General features: G+C 53.0%; 25 protein-coding genes. 5 read left to right on the top strand and 20 right to left on the bottom strand.

Annotation, left to right across the window (positions count from 1 at the left end; all coding sequences use genetic code 11):
- Positions 1-104: 104 nt before the first annotated feature.
- On the bottom strand, positions 105-257 hold the full coding sequence (locus tag PRIO_RS36055) for a hypothetical protein (RefSeq protein WP_157764282.1): 153 nt from the start codon (positions 255-257) through the stop codon (positions 105-107).
- A gap of 172 nt (positions 258-429) precedes the next feature.
- Here PRIO_RS36055 and PRIO_RS13545 point away from each other — a divergent pair, with 172 nt between their 5' ends.
- Positions 430-732: a Dabb family protein gene (locus PRIO_RS13545; protein ID WP_020434060.1), complete on the top strand. Its 303-nt coding sequence runs from the start codon at positions 430-432 to the stop codon at positions 730-732.
- On the opposite strand, the gene lepB is transcribed toward PRIO_RS13545, so the two are convergent.
- From lepB to PRIO_RS13500, 9 genes are read right to left on the bottom strand one after another with little or no spacing between them, the layout of a single operon-like run.
- The gene (lepB, locus tag PRIO_RS13540) at positions 729-1226 is read right to left on the bottom strand and encodes a signal peptidase I (RefSeq protein WP_020434059.1); all 498 of its coding nucleotides are present in this window, start codon (positions 1224-1226) and stop codon (positions 729-731) included. The two genes, PRIO_RS13545 and lepB, sit on opposite strands and share 4 nt — an antisense overlap.
- Positions 1227-1255: 29 nt before the next feature.
- A complete protein-coding gene (locus tag PRIO_RS13535; RefSeq protein ID WP_020434058.1) occupies positions 1256-1657 on the bottom strand; it encodes a DUF4265 domain-containing protein in 402 nt (133 codons plus the stop codon).
- Positions 1658-1698: 41 nt separating this feature from the next.
- A complete protein-coding gene (locus PRIO_RS13530; RefSeq protein ID WP_020434057.1) occupies positions 1699-2565 on the bottom strand; it encodes an SDR family oxidoreductase in 867 nt (288 codons plus the stop codon).
- A gap of 56 nt (positions 2566-2621) precedes the next feature.
- On the bottom strand, positions 2622-3764 hold the full coding sequence (locus tag PRIO_RS13525; RefSeq protein ID WP_020434056.1) for a hypothetical protein: 1143 nt from the start codon (positions 3762-3764) through the stop codon (positions 2622-2624).
- Entirely contained in the window at positions 3761-5077 is a 1317-nt protein-coding gene (locus PRIO_RS13520) for a F390 synthetase-related protein (protein ID WP_020434055.1), read from the bottom strand. Before PRIO_RS13520 ends, PRIO_RS13525 begins: the two co-directional genes overlap by 4 nt.
- Positions 5074-5928, bottom strand: a complete 855-nt coding sequence (locus PRIO_RS13515) for an MBL fold metallo-hydrolase (protein WP_020434054.1) — start codon at positions 5926-5928, stop codon at positions 5074-5076. Before PRIO_RS13515 ends, PRIO_RS13520 begins: the two co-directional genes overlap by 4 nt.
- The gene (locus PRIO_RS13510; protein ID WP_020434053.1) at positions 5925-6920 is read right to left on the bottom strand and encodes an NAD-dependent epimerase/dehydratase family protein; all 996 of its coding nucleotides are present in this window, start codon (positions 6918-6920) and stop codon (positions 5925-5927) included. The genes PRIO_RS13515 and PRIO_RS13510 overlap by 4 nt, the downstream gene beginning before the upstream one ends.
- Positions 6917-8146 (bottom strand): ATP-grasp domain-containing protein, encoded by a 1230-nt coding sequence (locus PRIO_RS13505; RefSeq protein ID WP_020434052.1) that lies wholly within the window; start codon positions 8144-8146, stop codon positions 6917-6919. Before PRIO_RS13505 ends, PRIO_RS13510 begins: the two co-directional genes overlap by 4 nt.
- Positions 8136-9137, bottom strand: a complete 1002-nt coding sequence (locus tag PRIO_RS13500; RefSeq protein WP_046502906.1) for a beta-ketoacyl-ACP synthase III — start codon at positions 9135-9137, stop codon at positions 8136-8138. The genes PRIO_RS13505 and PRIO_RS13500 overlap by 11 nt, the downstream gene beginning before the upstream one ends.
- Before the next feature lie 294 nt (positions 9138-9431).
- Here PRIO_RS13500 and PRIO_RS13495 point away from each other — a divergent pair, with 294 nt between their 5' ends.
- On the top strand, positions 9432-10244 hold the full coding sequence (locus tag PRIO_RS13495; protein WP_020434049.1) for a hypothetical protein: 813 nt from the start codon (positions 9432-9434) through the stop codon (positions 10242-10244).
- 82 nt (positions 10245-10326) lie between these two features.
- On the opposite strand, the gene PRIO_RS13490 is transcribed toward PRIO_RS13495, so the two are convergent.
- The 5 genes from PRIO_RS13490 to PRIO_RS13470 all read right to left on the bottom strand — a co-directional run bounded on the left by PRIO_RS13490 (position 10327) and on the right by PRIO_RS13470 (position 13426).
- Positions 10327-11118 carry a lipid II flippase Amj family protein gene (locus tag PRIO_RS13490; RefSeq protein ID WP_046502903.1) on the bottom strand — a complete coding sequence of 264 codons (792 nt, stop codon included), beginning with the start codon at positions 11116-11118 and terminating at the stop codon, positions 10327-10329.
- A gap of 223 nt (positions 11119-11341) precedes the next feature.
- On the bottom strand, positions 11342-11725 hold the full coding sequence (locus tag PRIO_RS13485; protein WP_231869885.1) for a ribosomal maturation YjgA family protein: 384 nt from the start codon (positions 11723-11725) through the stop codon (positions 11342-11344).
- A 42-nt stretch (positions 11726-11767) separates the two neighbouring features.
- Positions 11768-12241, bottom strand: coding sequence for an NUDIX domain-containing protein (locus PRIO_RS13480; RefSeq protein WP_020434046.1), 474 nt, complete (start codon positions 12239-12241; stop codon positions 11768-11770).
- An 11-nt stretch (positions 12242-12252) separates the two neighbouring features.
- The gene (locus tag PRIO_RS13475) at positions 12253-12708 is read right to left on the bottom strand and encodes a DUF4362 domain-containing protein (protein ID WP_020434045.1); all 456 of its coding nucleotides are present in this window, start codon (positions 12706-12708) and stop codon (positions 12253-12255) included.
- Between the two features lie 160 nt (positions 12709-12868).
- On the bottom strand, positions 12869-13426 hold the full coding sequence (locus tag PRIO_RS13470; RefSeq protein ID WP_231869884.1) for a putative ABC transporter permease: 558 nt from the start codon (positions 13424-13426) through the stop codon (positions 12869-12871).
- Positions 13427-13831: 405 nt separating this feature from the next.
- Between PRIO_RS13470 and PRIO_RS13465 the strand changes: the two genes are divergently transcribed.
- Both PRIO_RS13465 and PRIO_RS13460 read left to right on the top strand, forming a co-directional pair.
- Positions 13832-15091: an alpha/beta hydrolase family protein gene (locus tag PRIO_RS13465; RefSeq protein ID WP_020434042.1), complete on the top strand. Its 1260-nt coding sequence runs from the start codon at positions 13832-13834 to the stop codon at positions 15089-15091.
- A 92-nt stretch (positions 15092-15183) separates the two neighbouring features.
- Positions 15184-15774 (top strand): acyl-CoA-like ligand-binding transcription factor, encoded by a 591-nt coding sequence (locus tag PRIO_RS13460; protein WP_020434041.1) that lies wholly within the window; start codon positions 15184-15186, stop codon positions 15772-15774.
- A gap of 67 nt (positions 15775-15841) precedes the next feature.
- Here the strand turns inward: PRIO_RS13460 and PRIO_RS13455 are convergent, their stop codons facing one another.
- The 3 genes from PRIO_RS13455 to PRIO_RS13450 all read right to left on the bottom strand — a co-directional run bounded on the left by PRIO_RS13455 (position 15842) and on the right by PRIO_RS13450 (position 17448).
- Complete coding sequence (locus tag PRIO_RS13455) at positions 15842-16027, bottom strand: hypothetical protein (RefSeq protein ID WP_020434040.1); 186 nt, start codon at positions 16025-16027, stop codon at positions 15842-15844.
- A 227-nt stretch (positions 16028-16254) separates the two neighbouring features.
- Positions 16255-16428, bottom strand: a complete 174-nt coding sequence (locus PRIO_RS36050; protein ID WP_020434039.1) for a hypothetical protein — start codon at positions 16426-16428, stop codon at positions 16255-16257.
- A gap of 117 nt (positions 16429-16545) precedes the next feature.
- The gene (locus PRIO_RS13450; protein ID WP_020434038.1) at positions 16546-17448 is read right to left on the bottom strand and encodes an ArsR/SmtB family transcription factor; all 903 of its coding nucleotides are present in this window, start codon (positions 17446-17448) and stop codon (positions 16546-16548) included.
- Positions 17449-17607: 159 nt separating this feature from the next.
- On the opposite strand from PRIO_RS13450, the gene arfA reads away from it, so the two are divergent.
- Complete coding sequence (arfA, locus tag PRIO_RS13445; RefSeq protein WP_020434037.1) at positions 17608-19116, top strand: arabinosylfuranosidase ArfA; 1509 nt, start codon at positions 17608-17610, stop codon at positions 19114-19116.
- 10 nt (positions 19117-19126) lie between these two features.
- On the opposite strand, the gene PRIO_RS13440 is transcribed toward arfA, so the two are convergent.
- Together PRIO_RS13440 and PRIO_RS13435 are read right to left on the bottom strand one after the other, a co-directional pair.
- The gene (locus PRIO_RS13440; RefSeq protein ID WP_020434036.1) at positions 19127-19816 is read right to left on the bottom strand and encodes an LrgB family protein; all 690 of its coding nucleotides are present in this window, start codon (positions 19814-19816) and stop codon (positions 19127-19129) included.
- Positions 19813-20223, bottom strand: a complete 411-nt coding sequence (locus PRIO_RS13435) for a CidA/LrgA family protein (RefSeq protein ID WP_020434035.1) — start codon at positions 20221-20223, stop codon at positions 19813-19815. Before PRIO_RS13435 ends, PRIO_RS13440 begins: the two co-directional genes overlap by 4 nt.
- Between the last annotated feature and the right edge of the window lie 149 nt (positions 20224-20372).

The raw sequence follows: 20372 nt of genomic DNA, 5'->3' as shown, positions 1-20372 counted from the left end.
AACTTTATTTGATCATAGCCTATAATCCTCCAGAGCCACAATATGGTTAAAGTCACGTTCCCAGACCACGACTAGGTATATAGAATCCCCGACTTAAGCCTCTTCTACATCCATTTTACAAATCTTTTGTAGGTCAGCTTGACTCTATTCTCTTCTGCCCAGCGGGTCAGCTGCTTCATCGCCTGCTCACGGTCATCGATAAAACGGAAGCTTAGGCGGATGGGGACAATTCTGTTGCCTATAGGCTTAATGCCCACAACTGGCCCGTCGATTTGGATGGATTGGATGCTCTGAGCAGACTTTTGATCCGGGATACAGGTAATTGGTCCTGCATGGTGTGTTTCCTTTCACGAATCGGAATGACGGAGCAGTATACTTGAACAGGTTATGCAGCTATAATCTAAATAAAAAAAGGGAGGATGCCAAACCATGTATGAGCATCTTGTTGTTTTTAGATTTAATGAGCAGTATAAGCCCGGCAACGGAGAGCAGCTGGTGCAGACGCTTCTGGCGCTGAAGGATTCCATTCCGGGGATTGTGGAGCTTACGGCAGGTGTGAACGAGACGGAGGAAACGGAGAACATCCATGGATATACGCTGGGGCTTCGCGTGACCTTTAGTGATCAGGAAGCCCTGCGCAAGTATGGACCACATCCGGCTCATCAACATTTTGTAGGACTGCTGGAAGGAATCATTGAGAATGTCGTAGTTGTGGATTACCCTGTTTTTTAGAAAAGATCATTAACATCCAGCAGAACTTTGCCGATCAGCTTATCCTTGGCTACAAATGGAGTGCTCCACAGATGGGCGTCATAGCTTGTATTGCGGTTATCGCCCAGAAAAAAGTAGTGGTCTGCGGGGACCGTGACCGGCCCGAACCTGTAGTTCATCTTCTCCTGAAGGTACGGCTCATCGACCTGTTCTCCATTTCGGTACAAGGCCCCGTCTTTGATCTCCAGGGTATCTCCCGGCAGCCCCATGAGGCGTTTGACATATTTCTTCTGCTCATCGCCAGGTACCGGCGGATTGAACACTACGATATCGCCATGCTTCAGCGAGGTCAGCCAGAGCATTTTCTCCACAACCAGCCGGTCGTTGATTTGGATCGTCGGAATCATAGAGCCGGTTGGGACCCTCATGGCTTCAGCTACATATGTACGGATAAACAAAGACAAAACAATACCGATGGCTATGCTCGGTACCCACTGCTTCAGAAATTTTTTCATTTTACTGCCACCTCTCGGTCCATCTCGGATTAAATTTCAAAACGTTTCAGAATCAGGGCCATTTCGGCTTCTACATCAACCCCGGAATGCTTGGAAAGATGGATCACCAGCAGCCCGCCGAAGATCTGCTCCCATCTGCCCTTATGTTCTGTTATCCGCCGCTTGAACTCATGAATTTCCTGCGAAGCTGCCGCCTCTTTGCTCAGCAGCCAGGCATATCTGACATAACGTGATTTCTGCACCGTCTCCACATAATACGCAATTCCCTGCTTTTCCTCGACTCTAATAATATCCCCAAGGGTAATGCACGGATTGAAAATCGGCGTTTCTTCAATACGGTATTTGCCCTGCGCCACCGGTGTCACATCCAGAACTTCAATCTCGCGGCCGCGCTTATCAAAGCAAATATGCAGTCCTACCGTACCCGGCATTAAGCACACCTCCATTCCATTCAGCCAGATCCTATCATCCATTATTTCATTTTTTTGAGCGAGCTGGCAATAATCCCTTCAAAAACCTTCCAGGGCAGCAGCGTTTTGCCGATCGTTAGCAGGCGGGAGCCTTTGCCGACAGGATAGCGCAGCCGGGGTGCCTTCATCGCAGTGATCCGTGCAATCAGCCCGGCAACCTGCTCCGGATCGGGTGCAGTCTCGGCGCTCATCCGGGAATACCGCAGTACTTGGGCAAGCTGCTCCTGATACGGCGAGTTGACGCTGGTGTGCATCCCCTCCATCCCTTTATCCCAGATCGGGGTACGGAAAGAGGCGGGCTCCACCAGCACGACCCGGATGCCAAACGGCAGCACCTCCTGGCGCAGACTCTCGCTAAAGCCCTCCACGGCGTATTTGGAAGCAGCATATGGAGCGTAGCCGGGAAATCCGGTCAACCCGCTGACACTGCTGATATTGACGATCAGGCCCGCACGCTGACGCCGCATGACAGGAAGCACGGCCTTAGTGACTTCAATCAGCCCAAAAAAGTTCGTATCCATCTGCCGCCGCCATTCCTCCATGCCCACTTCTTCCACAAAGCCGCCTACGGCAAAACCGGCATTATTGACCAGCACATCCACTCGTCCGAACTTGTCCAGAACGGCCGCAACAGCCGATTGAATGGACGCCGAGTCCGTGACATCGAGACTTATCACATGTATCCGCTCCGCTAATCCGGCTTCTCCGGCCTGGCGCAGCAGCTCCCCTTGGCGGCTTATGTCCCGCATGGTGGCTGCAACCCGGCAGCCTTGGCGTGCCAGAGCCAGCGCCGTCAGCAGCCCGAAACCGGAAGAGGTCCCGGTGATGAGGGCGATTGTATCGGCGTTCTGCCCGTTTTTGCTGTTCATAATTGCACCTTCTTCATCGTTTTGCGCTCCCAAAATTTCAGCTTAAAACAAATGTACTACAGCTTCAGCTTCTGGATCAACGGGATGCCCACCCGCCGGAGCAGCCAGCCCAAAAAGGACCAGCTGCAGCGGTTCAGCCAGGATGTGCCTTGGTCAAAGACAGCTGACAGTTCTGTGGCCCCCACCGCTCCGCGGTTGCGCTTGAACTGCCCTACCCCGGAGCTCTCATGCAGCAGCTCCCCCCTGCTCCCGGCAAGATCGATCAGTACGGCCGACAGCATCCGGTACAGGCCGAGCGGCTGGGGCAGTGAGGTATCATAGCCGAACAGCGGCGCTGTCATCGCACCTTCACGGCTGTAGAAGCCGAGTACGGCGTCAAGCCTGCCGTTTTTGCGCAGCCCGTATATATAAAGTGTCCGCTTCTCCAGCGCCAGCCGGATGTAGGCCTCCGTAAACTGCGGGTTATGCTTCGAATATTTATGTATATATAGCAGTTCGTACAGCTCCACAATGCGGGGGATATCCTCCTCCGTAATCTGCCCGGGCGGGTCAACCGTGTAGCCATGCTTGTCCAGCAAAGCCCGGTCACGTTTGACCAGCCATTTCGCCTTGGACCCTGCGGGATGCTGCAGCAGATAAATCTGGCGGCTCGGCACCCATTTACAGCCATATCCGTCCAGGGCCTCCAGGAGAGCACCGGAAGTCTCCTTGCTGAGGGAGCGCAAAAGAACCGTATAACCGGGAAACTCGGAGCGGAGAAAATCAATTACTTTCAGCAGCTGATCCGGGCTCACCGGGGGATACAGGTTGGTGGACAGCAGCCAGTTGTTGACCTGGACCACCTTGTTAAACCGGGCAGTCCGCAGCAGAAGCCCCATACCCCGCAGAACAACAGCCAATGTTCCCTCCAGCAGCCGGTTATTTAATAACGCCAGTTCCTCTTGGGCATAGCTGACATAATGCGTGTACGGGGAGCAGACATAGGAATTGGCATACTCGTTTTCATTTACGGTAATGGGGATCGGCAGGCCGTCAACCACTACCGCCTTGACGGTTGTATGCACATTGGCGATAAAGTGCTCTGCCGGATGCTCCAGCATTGCTGAAATGTATTGCCGTGCATACCGGCCATATTCCGTGTCAGGCCATTGCAGCTCCCGGGCGCTGTCCCGGTCATATAGATACACTCCGTCCTTCAAAGCTTCCAGCTCCTTTCTACCCGGCGCAGCTTCACCGCTCCAGGTGTGAAGCTGTAATCGGTGAACTGAAGCTGAGGCGGAATACAGCTGAAACGGGTGAACAAACGCAAGAATTCTCCGGCCAACAAGGACTCTATATCCTTTGCGCTGCCTCTGCGTGTGCGGTACGAAATCTCCAGATCCAGCGGACTGCGCTGAATGACCCGGTAATGCTCGATCTCCGGTGATGCCGCCAGCACAGCCCGGGTGACAAAATCGGGAAACAGCGTGACCAGCTCGCCATTCTCCGAATGGGGCAGATACAGAATATCATCGCACCGCCCTTCAATCCGTTCTATCGCCGTAAACAAAGAGCCGCAGGGGCAGGGAGCCGCCGATTCGGTAAGAATGTCATTCAGCCGGTAGCGGATAATGGGCTGGACGCTTCTTGAGAAGTCTGTCACAACCGGCACGAAACGCCCGGATTCACGGTCAAGATACTCTTTTTCAATATGAACAATATCTTCATTAAGGTGCAGCATGCCGTATTTACAGGTGCAGCCGAGAAACCCCTCCGTACATTGATAAGCCTGGTGAACGGTCTGGCCGAAGGTCCGCTCAATATGCTCCCGGTCCAGCGGGTCCAGCACTTCCGCTACCGAGATCAGGCGGCGCGGTTGAACCGTCAGGCCTCCCGACAGCCGCGCCTCGGCGAGCATACGGAGCATGGACGGCGGGGCGATCCAGATGTCAGGACTGTACCGCTCCAGCCCTGCGACCAGCTGCGGAACCGGCTCCAGCAGATCAAAATATTGAAACTGCAGGCGCCCTTGCCGGACAGACTCATAGAGATTGCTGTTCGCCCGCAGAAAAAAAGCGATCTTAGCGCGCTGCCACAGCCCTCCGGGCAGCAGCTTCGCCAATACAGCACCTGTCCAGGAGGCCTGCTCCTGTTCACTGACCAGGAATATCCCGCGGTTTCCCGACGTTCCCGACGACAGTCCAACAGTAATGCCATGCAGCGTCGGCTTGAAATAACGGCTGTTCTCCGCCTCATAAGCCTCGGCAAAAGCCATGTCTTTGGTAATTCCTGCTGTGTTGAGCGTATCGAAATAATCCATCATGAGCTGTTTTTCTATAGCGGGAAAACGCCGCCACTCTTCCGCCGGCATATCCGCCCACAGATCGCGGTAAAACGGCGATAGCCGGCGGATTCGTTCCACATGCCGCCGTATCCGCCGTTCCTGCCATTGCTCCAGGGCTGCCCGGTCCTTCCAGCGGCGTCCCCATCTGGTAAGGATGTAGTACCGGAGCGTCCGCGTCAGCCGTCTCATCGGACACCGCCTGTTCCCCATAGAGCCAGTGCCTCACGGCAGTGGCTGGGCACAATCCGCAGGCCGGGAAAATTCTCGTGAATCACCCGTAAACGGTCAAAATTATGCCGGTATTCCTTGCGGTCAGACATGATAAGACCGGCTGCCGGATGCGGCCTGCGGTTCTCGCGGAAGGCCCGGCTGGACCATACGGTGTCCGCACAGAGCAGATAGTCATATCCGTCTCCGGACACAAACAAGCCGATCATTCCCGCAGCATGGCCGGACATCTCCACCGCCAGCAGGCTGCCGTCGCCAAGCAGATCGTAAGCTTCCGTGAAAGGAAATCCGGGGGGCAGCGGGCGTTGTGGTGAATACTCGTCCACGGGCAGGGAACGTGCAGTGAAATCCTCCGGCAGCAGTCCCGGAAGAAATCCGGCCCGGAGCGCCTTGATGGGGCCAAGGCGGTGTACCGCCTCGTATGACTTCCGCAAATAAATAAACTGCGCCTTGGGAAAATCCCGGACACCGCCGATGTGGTCAGCATGAAAATGGGACAGCACCATATAACGGATCTCCTCCGGCGCAATGCCGGCTTCCCGGAGCCGCTCCACGGCACTTTCTCCCTCTTTGAAAACTACAGGTGTAATATGGCGGTACAATGAAGCCGGCAGCTTCGCCGTTTCCTCAAAGAAACGTGAACTGTAGCCTGTATCGAACAGGATCGGCCCGTGCTGCGGATGCCTCAGCAGCGCATAGCCCGCTGGAAAAGCGACGGGTTTGATTGTACCGCCCTTCAGCGTCAATAGCTCGGGATGCAGACAGTACCCTGCTGACAGGATCGACACCGATACCGGAGTTGAAGTTATCATTTCTGTTCTCTCCACCATTCTGCGAAGGATTGAAGACCTTCATCTGTAGTCACACGGGGGTGATAGCCAAGCTGTTCCCGCGCCAGCGAAATATCCAGCGTCTGGGAGACCCCCAGTGCCGAAGCGGAATACCGGGTGAGCACCGGCTCGCCCAGGAAGGGCAGCAGCTTGTATACACCTTCCAGTAGTCCCGCTAGAGCGTATGCAGTCCGGTAGGGAAGCTGCCTGCTGTGCAGCGGCATCTCCAGCCGGGCAAACAGCCGCTCAAGCAGGTCCCGGAACAGGATCGGCTCGCCGTTCGTGATGTTATAGGCACGCCCGGCCGCTGACAGCGGGGCACTGGAGCAGAGCAGCATGGCATCGATGACATTCTCCACACAGGTGACATCAATCATGGCCGTGCCGCCGTCCAGAAGCGGCACGCCCTTGCCCTGATTGGCTGCAAGAAGCCGGGGGAACAGGGCATTGTCCATTGGCCCGAAGATCGCCCGGGGCCGCAGTATAAATACCGCCAGCCCTTCTCCGGCTGCCTGCTGCACGACACGCTCCGCCATAAGCTTGGTTGCCGCATAGCTGTTAGCCGGTTTCGGCGGGAGCGGCTCTGCTTCCCGGATGCTTAAGCGGCTCTTGCGGCTGGAATACAGGCTTGGAGTGGAGATATGAATCAGGCGCGGGACACCGTGCCGCTTGCAGCCCTCCGCTATGTTGCGTGTAGCCTCCACATTGCAGGCCACAAAATCACTGTATTTACCCCAAGGGGAGGAGAGCGCCGCACAATGAAAGACGAGATCCATCCCTGTGCATGCGCGGGCCGCTGCTTCCGTGTGGCGCAAATCTTCACATACAAAGACTGCCCCGTCCTTTTCAATCTGCTGTCCGGCCTCCAGGTTCCGCCCTAGCCCGAATACTTCCCAGCCCAGCTCTGCGAACCTCTGTACCGCATGACGCCCAAGAAAGCCCGTTGCGCCCGTTACAAGCACTCTAGTCATCATTCACCGTTCCATTCTATGTCTTCAGTCAGGGCTTCAGTAACCGAAATCTTGTTCCGCCTGGCCAAGCGGCAGGCGTGATAGATGATCCGAAGCTGCTCGCGGAAGGGGCGCGGATCACTCTTGCGGAAGATTACATCCTCCGCCTGGCGCAGCGCTCTCCCCCACTCCGCCAGGCCTGCCGGTCCCGGCCGCAGGGCGCAGGCGAGCATGGGAAGCGCGAGCATGGACTTTTTGCCGGAACGCGGCGTGCTGACGGTTCCGGCCAGAGCCCGCTGCTCCGGATTCAGCAGCGCCTGCACCAGCCCGTCCTCCGCAGCGAACAGATGAATCCCGCTGGTCGCACGCGGGTTGCACTCGATCGGATACAAGGTCCCCTCCTGCACCTGGATGAAATCAAAGCCGATCTGGCCGCTGAAGCCGGAAGCCCGGCTGAAGCGCTGCACCCAGTCCAAAGCCGCCGGATGCTCCAGATGCTCAAAGTATACACTCGCTCCCGACCTGCCGGTCCGGTACCTGCTGCCGTATGCCGCATGTGCAATGACCTCACCTTGATGCACAACACTGTAAGTGCAGATGGCCTCACCTGTGATATACTGCTGCGCCACCCATGGTGCAGCGGATGAAATGCCGCGCGGAGCGGCAAGACTGCGCGGGCCCCCTATTCCCTCCTGCCTCCCGTTGACCGTACGGGGCAGAATGACTTTGGAGGCAAAGCGGGAATACGCCGGTTTGTACACCCATGCCTCCCTTTTATGTGCCGCTTCATCCGTCTGGATTCTCCATTCCTCCGGACTGCTGAGCAGCCTGGTCTCGGGGACGGTTAACCCCAGTTCGCGGGCCCAGGCAATGAACTCGCCCTTGTGGTGCAGCCTGGCCAGCGCCTCCCGTTCTGCGGAAAGCACGCGGCAGCCGCGGAGGCGGGCAAGACCGGCCGAAATATAAAAAATCTCCTCGCACAGCGGAATCAGCACATCAATGTGCAGTTCTTCCACCAGCCTTGCCAGCAGATCAATATAAGCTTCCGGGTTGTACCTTGGCGGCGGGGCGCGAAAGCTTCGTTCCACTGCCGAAGAAACGCGGCACAAATGGTATTCGGCGCTTTCTGCGGCATACACCCGGTGCCCCCCAGCCTGCAGCAGCCGGGAGAGCTCCAGCGCCACAGGTGCCCGTCCGCCGGTAATGAGCACATTCATGACCTGCGGACTGCCGGAAGGATCAGTAATCAAGGATCAGGCCTCCCAGTGACAGACCGGCTGCAGTTCCAATGAACAGTATGCGGTCTCCCCGCTGCACCCGCCCCTGACTGACCGCTTCATGCAGCCCCATCGGGATTGAAGCCGCAATGGTATTGCCATGACCCGGCGTATTGTCGAGGAATCTGTCCTCGGCTATGCCCAGCTTTTTACGGAGCAGCCGCATGGCCATCGCACTTCCCTGATGGGGCACAACCAAACGGAAATCCTCCATTTGCGTATGGCTCTGTGCCAGCATATCTTCCAAAAATTCTGGAAGGAGCTTAGAAGCTTTTCTGAAAATAGCCTGTCCGTCCATATGAAAAAGATAAGGCAGTGCATTCTCCCTGCTGAATTTCCGGGCATGCAGTCTGGTGCCTCCTCCGGCAATCTCTGAGTAACGGGCGCCGCTGCTGTATGTTTTGAGCGAGGCGTGCAGAATCTTCGAAGACTCCCCGGCTGCGCTCGGACCAATGACCACCGCAGCCGCCCCGTCTCCAAACAGTGCCGCACTCTCCTTATCTTCGTAATCAAGCCCGGCTGAAGCAATCTCCGAAGCTACCAGAAGCACATTCCGGTACCGTCCGGCTTCGACCATATAGGACATGACATCCAGGCCTACCAGAAAGCTGAGGCAGGTTGAATCGATATCAAAAGCAGGCACGCCAGAGTTCTCCTGTCCCATGGCCTGCTGTATAAATACGGCTGTACTCGGCAGAGGCTGCTCCTTCGTTCCGCTGGTACAGACCAGGCAATCGATATCCGCAAAGCTGAGGCCTGCCGCCAGAAGCGCCGCTTCCGCCGCTTTTGCCCCCATGGTGGAGGCCGTTTCACCCCCGCCGGCATAATGCCGCACCCCTACACCAGTTATTTTATTGACCCAGCCTGCAGGTGTGCCGAGCAGTGTGTCCAATTCCTCATCCGTCACCTTCCTGGAGGGTAAATATTTACCCGTTCCCAGGATTTTTACATGTCTAAGCTGCACAACGTCATCTCCCTGTTCCGACTGGTTCTAGGTGCCGAACATTATCCAATATTGTAAACTATAGATTCATTCTACTAGATTTCTTGGTTCAGTTACATAATACTAGCAAAAGATGCGCGAAAAAGCGAACCTGCGTTCTTTCCTATCTTGACTATCCATATATTTCAAGCTATAGTAAAAGGACAAATTTTCATACGATAAGCGGGAGAAGCACCTCGCAGGACAGGCCTTTGGGCCTTTCTTGGGGGTGCTTTTTTGCGTGTCTTATCGACACTATTATAGGAGATGAATTCTATGAAAGATTTAAGACGGAAATATGTTGCTGCTGAAAAAAGATACGGCGCAGGCTTGTCCAGCAGATGGATAGGGCTGCTGATATTGCTTTTTGTATTGGCCTCACCCGCACCGTATGCTGCCGCTGCCGGTGACTGGGACTCCGCTCTGGATGAGATCCATAATCTCTACAGCGATTATACCGGACTTCAGACGGCACTGAAGTCCGAGACTGCGAGAACGCAGACGCTCCGCAAGCAGAACAATGCCGATCTTGCCGCCATTAATCTGAAGCTGAAGACCATAGATTCTGTCTTGCTGAAGCGCTTGAAGTCAGAAGCCGAGGCCATGAAGAAGAAACATGCGCCGCTGCTGGAGGAGTACACTTCGCTCAGCAAACAGATTGCAGCAGCACGCAAGGCAGGGAACCTCAAGTCAGCGACCCTGCTGGAGATTAAGCGCAATAAGCTGAAGGCCGCCGCTGCTGCTGCCCGGGCCGAGGTCAAGGCGAAGAATACCGCATTTGCTGAAGCCCGGACGCTGACGGCAGCCAAGATACAACCAGCCAAAGATGCCCTGGCACCTGTTGCCAGTCTCAAGAAGCTGATTACTGCCCAGAATAAAGCCGCCAGCACCGCACAGACGGAGCGCGCGGAGGCTCACAAGCGCTACAAAGCGGCGATTGCATCGGGAGACGCCATCACAGCAGCTGCGGCGATGAAACTAGCTTATACCCGGATGGGGGAACTTCGCACTTTCGGGCAGCAATCCTATGCATGGGAGCAGAAGATCACAGTTGCGCTGCGGGCTGCTGAAGCCAAGCTGCCTAAATAAGCCCGCTAGGTATAAGATGTTGATTTAACAATACTTGCTATGTATACAGGCAGTATCGGATTTCCTCTGCTCCGGCTGTCCCTCAAATGAGCTGCACCAGCCAAATGATCACATGAGCTGCCGGCAGAAGTACAAGCTGGCCCAGCAGAGTCCCCAGGAAACGTGAGCCCATCAATAAGACGTAGATTTTCCCCAGCTGATCACGGGAATCTGCATTTTCAATGGCTTTATGGGTGATAATGCCAAGCTGAGGGTCAATGAAGATCGTCAGCATGATGGTAGCGAGCCCGTTGATCAACCCGGAGGCCTGGGATGCGGTAGTGCTGAGGGCAGGTACCAGATGGGCGGCCAGCAATGAGGACAGCACACCAACCGTATAGAACGCGGTAACAAATATATTCATTATAATAAAACGCTTCGGAATCCCCAGATAGCGGAAGCTGTGCAGCATCACTCTGGGCTTGCGGAAATACTTGCGGGTGTTCTTCAGCTGGCCGATCGTCACACTGGTCAGCAGCTTGGGAATGGAGCCTTCAATCTCCAGCTTGGAGATGATTCTTCCGCACAGCCCCACAAAGCTCGGGAACAAGGCAATGGCAATCAAGGTACCCAGTGAAGAGGCCAACATGATAATCCGCAAATAATTGTCCAGCGGAAAGGTGTGGTGTGTTTTGGCATAATCAACAAATTTGGCTGTCAGCGGAGCCTGGACCATATTGGCCGTTCTGGACACCAGCACAATAATTCCCGTCAGGGATAACGCGATGGCGATTTTGTTCAGCTTCACACCGGCAAAGCGCACTGAATACGACAATGTCTCGGCTGTGTGAATGATCATGGTCAGAATGCACACTACAATTAAACTGTTCGTCATTAGCAGATCTCATCTCCATATCAGGCAGCGTTTGGCTGATTTGCAGCAGTTCCTGCATCCATATAATTACAAATGCAAGCCAACCCACTAAATATATATTCCTTTACTGCGATAATCCAGAAGCAATTTTGTAAGATTTATAGAAAAAGAGAAAACCGTCCTCTCATTCAGCAGATGAAAGGGCGGTCCATTGGACGGTTCATAGACATGTCCTGTTGCGGCGTTAGACATCATTATTAGATTTTTTAGGCCAGCAAAAGCGGTCCAAGGCATAGGAGAAAACAATCCCCACCGTATAGCGTAGAAGATCAATCCAGAGGAATCCTTTTCCCAGAATTAATCCCCCTAACCTGGTAGTCCGCAGCCCGTTGATCCATTCCCCCTGGTAGAGCTGGCTGAACTCAATTCCGAAGCTGAAGCACAGGCTTAGGAGCAGCGACTGCCACAGAGGTTTCCGGGTGAACAGCACACGGCAGGCAAAATAAATCATCGATGCCCAGAGTGCATCCCCCAGATGGCTGGCGGCAAACGGCGGCAGCCGCTCGCCAAAAGCTCTGGAGCCGAGGCCCATGATCATCGCCAGGAGCACAGCAGAGCTATATATCATTTTGGACCTCATTACATTCATCCCCATAGCTTGATGACAGCCTTATTCGAAGATGGCCCGATCAGCAGCATCATCTCCCCTAAATATCTCCGGGGGATAGGGGATCGCCAGTTCAGGAAGCTCATCCCCGCTAAAAAACACCAGCTCTTCTGCCTCCCCGTCCACACTTCGGAGCGTCCCTTTGACGATTGCACATTCAAATACAATGACCGAATATTGAACCCGGTCCCCGTTGATGTATTCATATGTATACTTCTCACCGCCGAATACGCCAATAATCCGCAGCGGATTCACCATTAAACCCGTTTCTTCAAACACCTCCCGGCGCAGTGCCCTTGAGGGGGTCTCACCAGGTTCAATGGCACCTGCGGGTAAACCCCACAGCTGTTCCCCTCCTTTGCGGAGCAGGAGAATATCGCCTTCCTCATTCCGGATCACTGCTGCGACAGACGGCACCATCAACAATCCGCTCCCGACCTTATTGCGCAGACTGCGGTAATATTCAGATATCGGCATGTTAACCCTCCTTATAATCTATCCTTGTTGAACGAAATCAAGCTGATCTGCTCATCCTTGGCATAGCCGTCGCAATCCGAAACCTCAACCCTGTAGAAGTCCGCGGTCTCGGCAAGTCCGATTGCCCTGCATACATATTCCGTCTTTCCTGGATTTGCGCTCATCCCGTCTCTGGTATTATCCACGGTCCAGTGGATCTCCCTGCCATCGTTATATAAATCATGAATGAATGGCCCGCTGTCTATCCCCCACTGGAGCATGGTTAGCTTATCGCCTTTACCTTCACTGAATCCAGTGATCATTTTTTCAATCCGCTTCAAATCCATCCGGTCAAAATGGGTGATCAAATCAGACTGATCCCTTGTCTCCTGCTTGCCCGTTGCAACCAGCAGCAAGCCCGCCAAAATCCCGATGATGAAAGTTTCCATCACAATAATAACGATGCTGGCCTTTCCAATCCTGCACATTCGCCCTCCCGAACCACGTTTTTCTTGATAAACCTATCTCACTATATTTTACAAGACTAGCATGTATTCCTTGTCTATACAAACAGCAAAGGGACACTGCCAGCCCGGCAGGCTGACAATGTCCCTGGATATTCCGTACAACTTCGCATAAAACCTGCGTTTAGCCTTCCCCAAGCTCAAGCCCCCTCACGCTGCGCCGCCGGGTCCGGCAGGTCCAGAGCAGATCGGCTGCAAGCAGCAGCGCCGCAAGCGGCAGCAGCAGCATCCACAATGCGGAAATCCGGAGATACAGCCTCTCGATGAGCGGCTGCAGGCCATACACACAGACCGTCGCCAGCCCCCACCAGTATAAGGAAAATTTCAGGCAAATGTGCCCTTGCAGCTGGTAGGACATCCCCGAATAATCCCACCACTGCTTATGAAAAGCAGACTTCAGCAGCAATCCGCTGGTGTATTCGACAGCAGACGGGATGATTAACGCCAGCAGGATCATCAGCGGCAGCGAAAGCCCCAGGTCCTTGGCAGCCAACAGCAGCAGCGGGGCAAAGCCGTACATCGGCTTAAAGGGCCCTTTGAGGAACCCTTCCTTGCGGAACGTTCCCAGGCTGTATAGATTATAGCTGCCCTCCAGAACCCAGCCCAGAAAGGAATACAGCATAAAATAAAAAAAATATTCACCGGCCAGCAGCGAACCCGGAGCATCCCCCAGCAAAAGCAACTGTGTAATCGAAATAGGTCCCGCCCCCTCCCTGTTATGAACAGGTTATATTGGGAGGTAGTATGCCCGGTAAAAACGGGAATCATTATGGTAAATATTAGTTAATATTGAGTTCATTCGAGAAAACGGTTCCCCATACACGGCAGTTTGCAGAATATACAGCACCTTATGGAGCTCACATTCGGCGGGCGACGGAATAAAAAATAGTCTTTAAAAAAATATTGCATGTTATGCAATTTTTCGCGTTGTGCATTTTTGCTTAATATGCAATAATATGCTACAGAGATTAGATCGCTGGACGCTTATTCACGGGCCCGGGTTTGCGCAGTGGTCAACTCTTTCCCTTGCTTAAGCTTATCTGCTGAGGATAATCCAGACTGTAAATTCTTTAAGGAGGACTGTAAAATGGTAGATGATCAAGATACAAAGGTCGCAGCGCGTTTGAAAAACAAGATATTCTTCGAGCGTGACGATATCGACTTTACTTTCCAGTGGTTGCTTTCGTTTATGCACTGCGGGGGCGTTTCCCAGGGAGAGCTATTCAAACTCGCCCGGCAGATTGATCCGAATTCCATTACCAGTTATAAGAATGAATTTGAGAAGGAAGCCATTAAAGTTGAGGCAACCGCAGAGGACAGTCTGAAGAGAGGCCACTCCTTTAGCGCCGGTGAGGCGTTTACACGCGCCCACTCGTACTACAGAGCGGCCTTCTACGGTACATTTCCGCACGAACCGGATTTCGCACGGTTTCATCAAAAGAGTGTGGAATGCTTCCGGAAGGCGCTTGATGCGAAATCTGGGCAGATTCCCCATCAGTGGGTGGAGGTGGAATACAAAGGTTATAAGTTCCCAGGCTGCTTTTTGAAGGCTGAGCACAGTGATGTGCCAAAGCCGACGATTCTTTTCCACAACGGTGGAGAGACACACAAGGAGGACACCTACTTCCTCGGAGGACAAGCGGCGATTGACCGGGGATATAATGCGCTGATCATTGATCTTCCTTGGGATGTCTGTGTCAGATTCTATGAACCCGAGGCGACAGCCAAAAACTTCCCGAAGGAGGAGCTGCACAACGTCTATAGAGCCACCACTGATTTCCTCCTCGCCCGCCCTGATGTGGATGCTGCCCGATTGGTCGTAAGCGGTATGAGCTATGGCGGCGCCAAGACAATGGTTCATGCAAGTTGCGATGACCGTTTTGCTGCAGCAGTTCCGAACTCACCGGTATACTCAATGGCTACCTTCATTGAACGCGGCATGCCTTCGTTTCTTCGAGGCAGCGCGGATGAAGCGGCAAAGCAAACTGAAAAGATGCCATATACAGGCCAGGCACTATTCGCCGGATCAGTTTGGTCACACGGCTTCGATAGTATCGTAGAATGGTATGATGCAGCAAAGGAAGCGCTCGACGTTGATCCGCGAGACGTCAAGTGTCCCTTGCTCTCCATGTACTCGGAAGCCGAACATCCTGAGATGAAGAGACAAGCGGTTGAGACTTACGAGAAAGCACCGAACAAGAAGAATGCTATCTTTTTTGGGACTGAAGAGGATGGCGCTGACCTGCACTGTCAAATTAACAATCTGCCGCTTAGCTACCAGGTAATGTTTGATTGGCTGGACGAAGTCCTCGATTATAACATTCAGACTTCAGTTGAGCAGAAATAATAATTAGCATTATTGATATTTAGTCCATGGTGCTGTGTAATTTCAGCGCCATGGATCTTTGACTATCCGCATAATTGGAGGAACAGATTGATATGAAGACTGAAAAATCCGGTTTGAGAGAACGTAAGAAGGATGAGACACGGCGAACGCTCATCGAAATAGCCCTTAACCTCGCAATCGAAAGGGGGGTTGGCCAGGTTCGGGTTGAGGACATTGCCGCTGCCGCAAATGTCTCCCTGCGAACATTCAATAACTATTTCCCTTCTAAAGAAGCGGCCATCATCGGCAATGCATATCAACGTTCCGAGAAGATTGCTGTTGCGTTAGCCGACCGACCGCCCGGTGAAGCTCTAAAGGACTCGCTCCGGGCCGCAGTTCTTGCCGGGTTTTCAGAGCCAGCGGACCGGCAATGGCTGGCACACATGATCCTCCTTCGGGATGATCCCGCATTGATCGGCGCACAGCGAAAGGCAGAGATCGAGTTCGAACGAAACCTCGCGAAGGTCATCGCAGAACGTACAAAAAAGGATCTGACGCGGGATATCTATCCGACATTATTAGCAGCGATGCTAATTGCCGCGGTACGTGCAGCGGTCTTTTTTTGGACTAGTTCAACTCCGGGAGGGCCAACGCTACACGAAATACTTGATGAAGCCATCAGCCAGTTGGGGCATGAGCATTAACAAAAAAAACATAACCCGCAGGTTATGTTATGACTTCCGGGAAGCTTCAGATTGCGTTCCCTGTAGATTAGTTTTTGTCGTGCTGCTCCTTGAGCAGCTGTGTCAGTGACTGTCCGCCATGCTGCCTTCTCAGCGTCTCCAGCTTCATGTCGCTGCGTACGCCAAAGTCCGAACCGTACTTTTTCTCAAGATTGCCCACAAGCGCATCCCCGCGCTTTTGCCGGTACCGGCCGTTCTCGTTTCGACTCCGCATTAACGATTCCTCCCCGCAATATAGATTGCCCAGAGACTTGTGAAATCTGCGATGCACTGGAGAATGAAGACATGCCTGAGTTCGCGCGTGACTGTACTGTACTTTTACTTGATCGTGCTTATATTTGATTCCAGTATATATTATTTACTAATCGATTCTCAATACGGGCCGCTCAAAAAACAGACTATCCAGTGAGGATAGCCTGTCAGAAGACAGGGACGCTGTCTTTAGCTCTTAGGGAACGGATCAGGATGGGAGGTATCCGCAGGTTTGGCTACCCAGTCGTCGGCCTCCGGCTCAATGTCCACACCATTTTCCATCTTTTTGCGTTCTGCGAGCGAATCGTCTTTTTTACTTTCTTTATTGCGGATGTCCGCTTCATTTTTGATATGATCTGACATGTTGAAATCCTCCTTCGCATGCTGTGCAGGTTAATGGGTTACTTAGTTTATAGTTACCCATTGGACTGTTTCGCAAACATGCTGAGATTCATTCACACCGTAACGCCGTTCCCCGCCTTATTCGTAATATACCCTGAATACGATATCCTGCTCGTAATTGCCGAAGCCCCGGCCGAACAAAGTTAATCCGCCCCGCCGCCGGGTGCTGTCTTCAGCGGTTAACCGGAAGCTCCATTGATCCTGCTGCCAGGATACTTCATTCAGCGTCACCGCAGAAATCTGCTGTCCGTCTATGTAAGTCCCTCCGGAATTAATCCGCAGCACCTTCAGCAGCCCATATTGGTTCACATTGGAATTCCACCAGGACGGCGTCAGCCGCCCTCTCATTACGCCGAAGTCACCGGGACTCGTCCACTTTCCCAACTCTACTCCATTCAGGGTAAACGTAATATCCGAAGGCCATTTCTCATTCACATGGGGGGCCTCTGAGCCAATTTCCATGGTGATTTCGATCTCCTGCACCTTCTGATCCATAAAAAGATAATTGGGCACCTTATATTCCACATAACCTTTGGCAAACCACAGGATTCCGGCATCTACACGCTCCGGGTCCAAAAAGTACCGCGGATCATCATAATAACCGATCAGCTTCTCCGTTGTAGCAATGCCGCATGTTGGTGCCGCCTGCAAATCTGTATAATGCCCCACAGGGACCGATACCTCAACCACTTTTCGGGAAATGCCGCGTGAGCCCGCCAGCTTGATCTGTAAAAAGTTCGCGGACAGTGAACAGTATTTATAGGTTCCGCCGTCTATTCTTTTCATTTGTGAGCTGACGATGCCGGCCCTTTGCAGCTTGGCGACATGGGAGCTGATAATGGCACTGCTCAGATAGAGGCTTGCGGCAAGCTCTTTGATATGCATCTCCCGGTCACTCAGCAGATCAATAATGCGCAGCCGCACCTCGCTGGCCAAAGCTTCATATACCCTAAGCGATTCAGAATTCGTTGTTAAATACATTTCTATCCTCCAATCTGTCCTCCAAAGGGCAAGAATTAGCAATTAAGTTAATCCTGAATTTTTATATTGCTAATTATAAAGGATCATTCGTATGATGTAATCATAAAAATGCAACATCAATTAAGATTTATATTAATTCTATAAAGGAGCAATTTGACTATGACCATTAAGGCATCCATGATTGTCGACAAAGACTTCAAGCTGGCTGAGGTAGATCCGCGTCTCTACGGTTCATTCATCGAGCATCTGGGCCGTGCCGTTTACGGGGGGATATATGAGCCGGGGCATGCTACGGCGGACGAGAACGGATTCCGCCAGGATGTTCTGAATGCCGTCCGGGCACTGAATGTTCCCATTATCCGGTATCCCGGCGGCAATTTTGTCTCCGGCTATAACTGGGAAGATGGAGTTGGCCCAAAAGCGGAACGCAAGCAAACACTGGAACTTGCGTGGTGGACCACCGAAACGAATCATGTAGGTACCAATGAGTTCGCAGAATGGGCCAAGCTGGCCGGTTCCGAGGTCATGATGGCTGTGAATCTGGGTACGCGCGGCATTGACGCCGCCAGAAACCTGGTTGAATACTGCAATCATCCCTCCGGCTCCTACTGGAGCGACCTGCGGATCTCCCACGGGGTGAAGGCTCCTCACCAGTTCAAGACCTGGTGCCTCGGCAACGAAATGGATGGACCCTGGCAGATCGGGGCCAAAACCGCTGTGGAATACGGACGGCTCGCCAATGAAACCGCCAAAGCCATGCGCTGGGTGGACCCGTCGCTGGAGCTGGTTGCCTGCGGAAGCTCGGGCAGCGGCATGAGCACTTTTGCCGAGTGGGAAGCGACTGTACTGGATTTGACTTATGACAATGTGGATTTCTTGTCCCTGCATACCTACTACAACAATAACGATAGCGACACCGCCAACTTTCTTGCCAAGTCACTGGATCTGGACCAGTTCATCGACAGCGTGGCAGCGATATGCGATTATATCAAAGCCAAAAAGAAGAGCAAAAAGAAAATTTACTTGTCGCTGGATGAATGGAATGTGTGGAAATCCCAGGGGTCAAGCCGGATGGAAACCCATTGGCAGATTGCTCCGCCGGAATTCGAGGATGTCTATAATATGGAGGATGCATTGGCGGTGGGCTGCTGCCTGATCAGCTTGCTGAAGCATGCAGACCGGGTGAAGATGGCTTGCCTTGCCCAGCTGATCAACACCATTGCACCGATTACGACTGAGAACGGAGGCCCGCTATGGCTCCAGACTACGTATTACCCTTACATGCATGCATCCCTTTACGGACGGGGAACGGTGCTGCATCCGCTTATTACCAGTCCTAAATATGATTCCAGCGATTTCACCGATGTTCCTTACCTGGAAGCAGTAAGCGTATACAATGAGGAGCTTAGTGAAATTACCGTCTTTGCTGTAAACCGCCATCTGAGCGAAGGAATGGAGCTTTCCGTGGATTTGCGCAGCTTCGGACCCACTGAAGTCATTCAGCATACCGTTATGGAGCATGAAGATCTGCAGGCGGCTAACACCAAGCTGCATCCAGGGAATGTCCTGCCTCATGACCGCGGAACAGCGGTGGCAGAGGACGGCCGCATTACCGCCCTTCTGTCCAAAGCTTCGTGGAATGTGATCCGCCTGCGGGTGAAAAGCTAGGCCGGATGTTCTAATGATACATGATCCATGACACGATTGGACCTACTATCGAACCTACAATCGCACAGACCGTCATAGCCACAGAACTCATGGACACCGACTGTTCTCCGTACTCCAGCGCTTTGGCTGTGCCCAGAGCGTGGGAAGCGGTCCCCAGGCCGATGCCAATGCCGGATTCGCTGCGGATTCTGAACAGTCTGATGATATAAGGCCCGCCAATGGCTCCGGTAAACCCGGCGATCATGACGAAGACGGAGGTTAAGGAAGAGTCCCCGCCAAGACTGCTGGAAATCTGGATCGCTACTGCGGTCGTAATGGATTTGGGCAAGATTGAGAGCACATACAGCTTGGAAAAACCAAGGCCGGCCGCCAGCAGCATCCCGCTGAACATGCCGACCAGCAGCCCGATAACCGTACCGCCAAGTATGGCCGGGAGGTTCTGCCACAGCACATGGCGCTGCTTATACAGCGGGTAAGCGAGGGATACCACAGCCGGTCCGAGCAGGCGGTTGATCCATTCCCCGCCGATCATATAAGTGTCATAGGAAATATCGAAGCCAAGCAGAAGAACCACCACGGTAAAAGTTGCGGTGAGCGCCGGCAGAAGCACAGGTAGACGAAATCTTTTGTACAGCATGGCCATGAACAGATAAATACCAACATTCATCAGGACGAAGCCGGCGGCAAGCAGAATATTCATGCTTCGCTCCCCTTCTCGCGGGCAACCGTTATTTTAGAGCGGCTTCTGCTGCCAGTCCTGAGGACTGTGATCCACTCGGTGGCATGTGCCGTCACAACCATCGTCAGCACACTGCTGGCAACCAGGATGCCAATCATCATCAGCCCCCGGCCGCTGAAAATATCCAGGTGATTCATAATTCCGGCCGTTGCCGGAATGAAGAACATGGGCAGATAGGCCAGAATGAATAATGAGCCGTCCTCAATCAGCTTCACAGGCACGATCTTGAACAGCAGTAAAATAAACAAAAGCAACAGTCCGACAATGCTGCCCGGAACCGGAAGATGCAGCTGCTTCTGCAAATAATCCCCGGCGAGAAAAAACAGGTACAGTACAGCTACCTGGGCAATAATACGAATGATTTTCATGCTGCAGGAATCCCTTCAATCTTGAAATGACAATCCGGTGCAAAACTGCTCACTTCATAAGACTAGCAGATTTTTCAGTAATTTTTCAATTATTTTTCGAAGCTTTTATGTATATTCAAAACCTTCACACAGCAAAAAACTGCTTTGCA

The organism is Paenibacillus riograndensis SBR5, assembly GCF_000981585.1.
In the GTDB taxonomy this organism is placed as follows: Bacteria; Bacillota; Bacilli; order Paenibacillales; family Paenibacillaceae; genus Paenibacillus_AQ; species Paenibacillus_AQ riograndensis.
The sequence above is the reverse complement of the archived record's forward strand: the minus strand, read 5'-3'. Positions and strand labels throughout refer to the sequence as shown.

What these genes read in the sequence shown, in the direction of transcription:
- PRIO_RS13435 (WP_020434035.1), bottom strand. Translation starts at nt 20,223, where the DNA reads ATGAAAATCATTCGTATTATTGCCCAGGTAGCTGTACTGTACCTGTTT.
- PRIO_RS13465 (WP_020434042.1), top strand. Translation starts at nt 13,832, where the DNA reads ATGGTAGATGATCAAGATACAAAGGTCGCAGCGCGTTTGAAAAACAAG.
- arfA (WP_020434037.1), top strand. Translation starts at nt 17,608, where the DNA reads ATGACCATTAAGGCATCCATGATTGTCGACAAAGACTTCAAGCTGGCT.
- PRIO_RS13480 (WP_020434046.1), bottom strand. Translation starts at nt 12,241, where the DNA reads ATGCCGATATCTGAATATTACCGCAGTCTGCGCAATAAGGTCGGGAGC.
- PRIO_RS13455 (WP_020434040.1), bottom strand. Translation starts at nt 16,027, where the DNA reads ATGCGGAGTCGAAACGAGAACGGCCGGTACCGGCAAAAGCGCGGGGAT.
- PRIO_RS13490 (WP_046502903.1), bottom strand. Translation starts at nt 11,118, where the DNA reads ATGACGAACAGTTTAATTGTAGTGTGCATTCTGACCATGATCATTCAC.
- PRIO_RS13460 (WP_020434041.1), top strand. Translation starts at nt 15,184, where the DNA reads ATGAAGACTGAAAAATCCGGTTTGAGAGAACGTAAGAAGGATGAGACA.
- lepB (WP_020434059.1), bottom strand. Translation starts at nt 1,226, where the DNA reads ATGAAAAAATTTCTGAAGCAGTGGGTACCGAGCATAGCCATCGGTATT.
- PRIO_RS36050 (WP_020434039.1), bottom strand. Translation starts at nt 16,428, where the DNA reads ATGTCAGATCATATCAAAAATGAAGCGGACATCCGCAATAAAGAAAGT.
- PRIO_RS13545 (WP_020434060.1), top strand. Translation starts at nt 430, where the DNA reads ATGTATGAGCATCTTGTTGTTTTTAGATTTAATGAGCAGTATAAGCCC.
- PRIO_RS13510 (WP_020434053.1), bottom strand. Translation starts at nt 6,920, where the DNA reads ATGATGACTAGAGTGCTTGTAACGGGCGCAACGGGCTTTCTTGGGCGT.
- PRIO_RS13440 (WP_020434036.1), bottom strand. Translation starts at nt 19,816, where the DNA reads ATGAATATTCTGCTTGCCGCCGGCTTCGTCCTGATGAATGTTGGTATT.
- PRIO_RS13475 (WP_020434045.1), bottom strand. Translation starts at nt 12,708, where the DNA reads ATGTGCAGGATTGGAAAGGCCAGCATCGTTATTATTGTGATGGAAACT.
- PRIO_RS13485 (WP_231869885.1), bottom strand. Translation starts at nt 11,725, where the DNA reads ATGATATATAGCTCTGCTGTGCTCCTGGCGATGATCATGGGCCTCGGC.
- PRIO_RS13515 (WP_020434054.1), bottom strand. Translation starts at nt 5,928, where the DNA reads ATGATAACTTCAACTCCGGTATCGGTGTCGATCCTGTCAGCAGGGTAC.
- PRIO_RS13535 (WP_020434058.1), bottom strand. Translation starts at nt 1,657, where the DNA reads ATGCCGGGTACGGTAGGACTGCATATTTGCTTTGATAAGCGCGGCCGC.
- PRIO_RS13530 (WP_020434057.1), bottom strand. Translation starts at nt 2,565, where the DNA reads ATGAACAGCAAAAACGGGCAGAACGCCGATACAATCGCCCTCATCACC.
- PRIO_RS13450 (WP_020434038.1), bottom strand. Translation starts at nt 17,448, where the DNA reads ATGTATTTAACAACGAATTCTGAATCGCTTAGGGTATATGAAGCTTTG.
- PRIO_RS13520 (WP_020434055.1), bottom strand. Translation starts at nt 5,077, where the DNA reads ATGAGACGGCTGACGCGGACGCTCCGGTACTACATCCTTACCAGATGG.
- PRIO_RS13495 (WP_020434049.1), top strand. Translation starts at nt 9,432, where the DNA reads ATGAAAGATTTAAGACGGAAATATGTTGCTGCTGAAAAAAGATACGGC.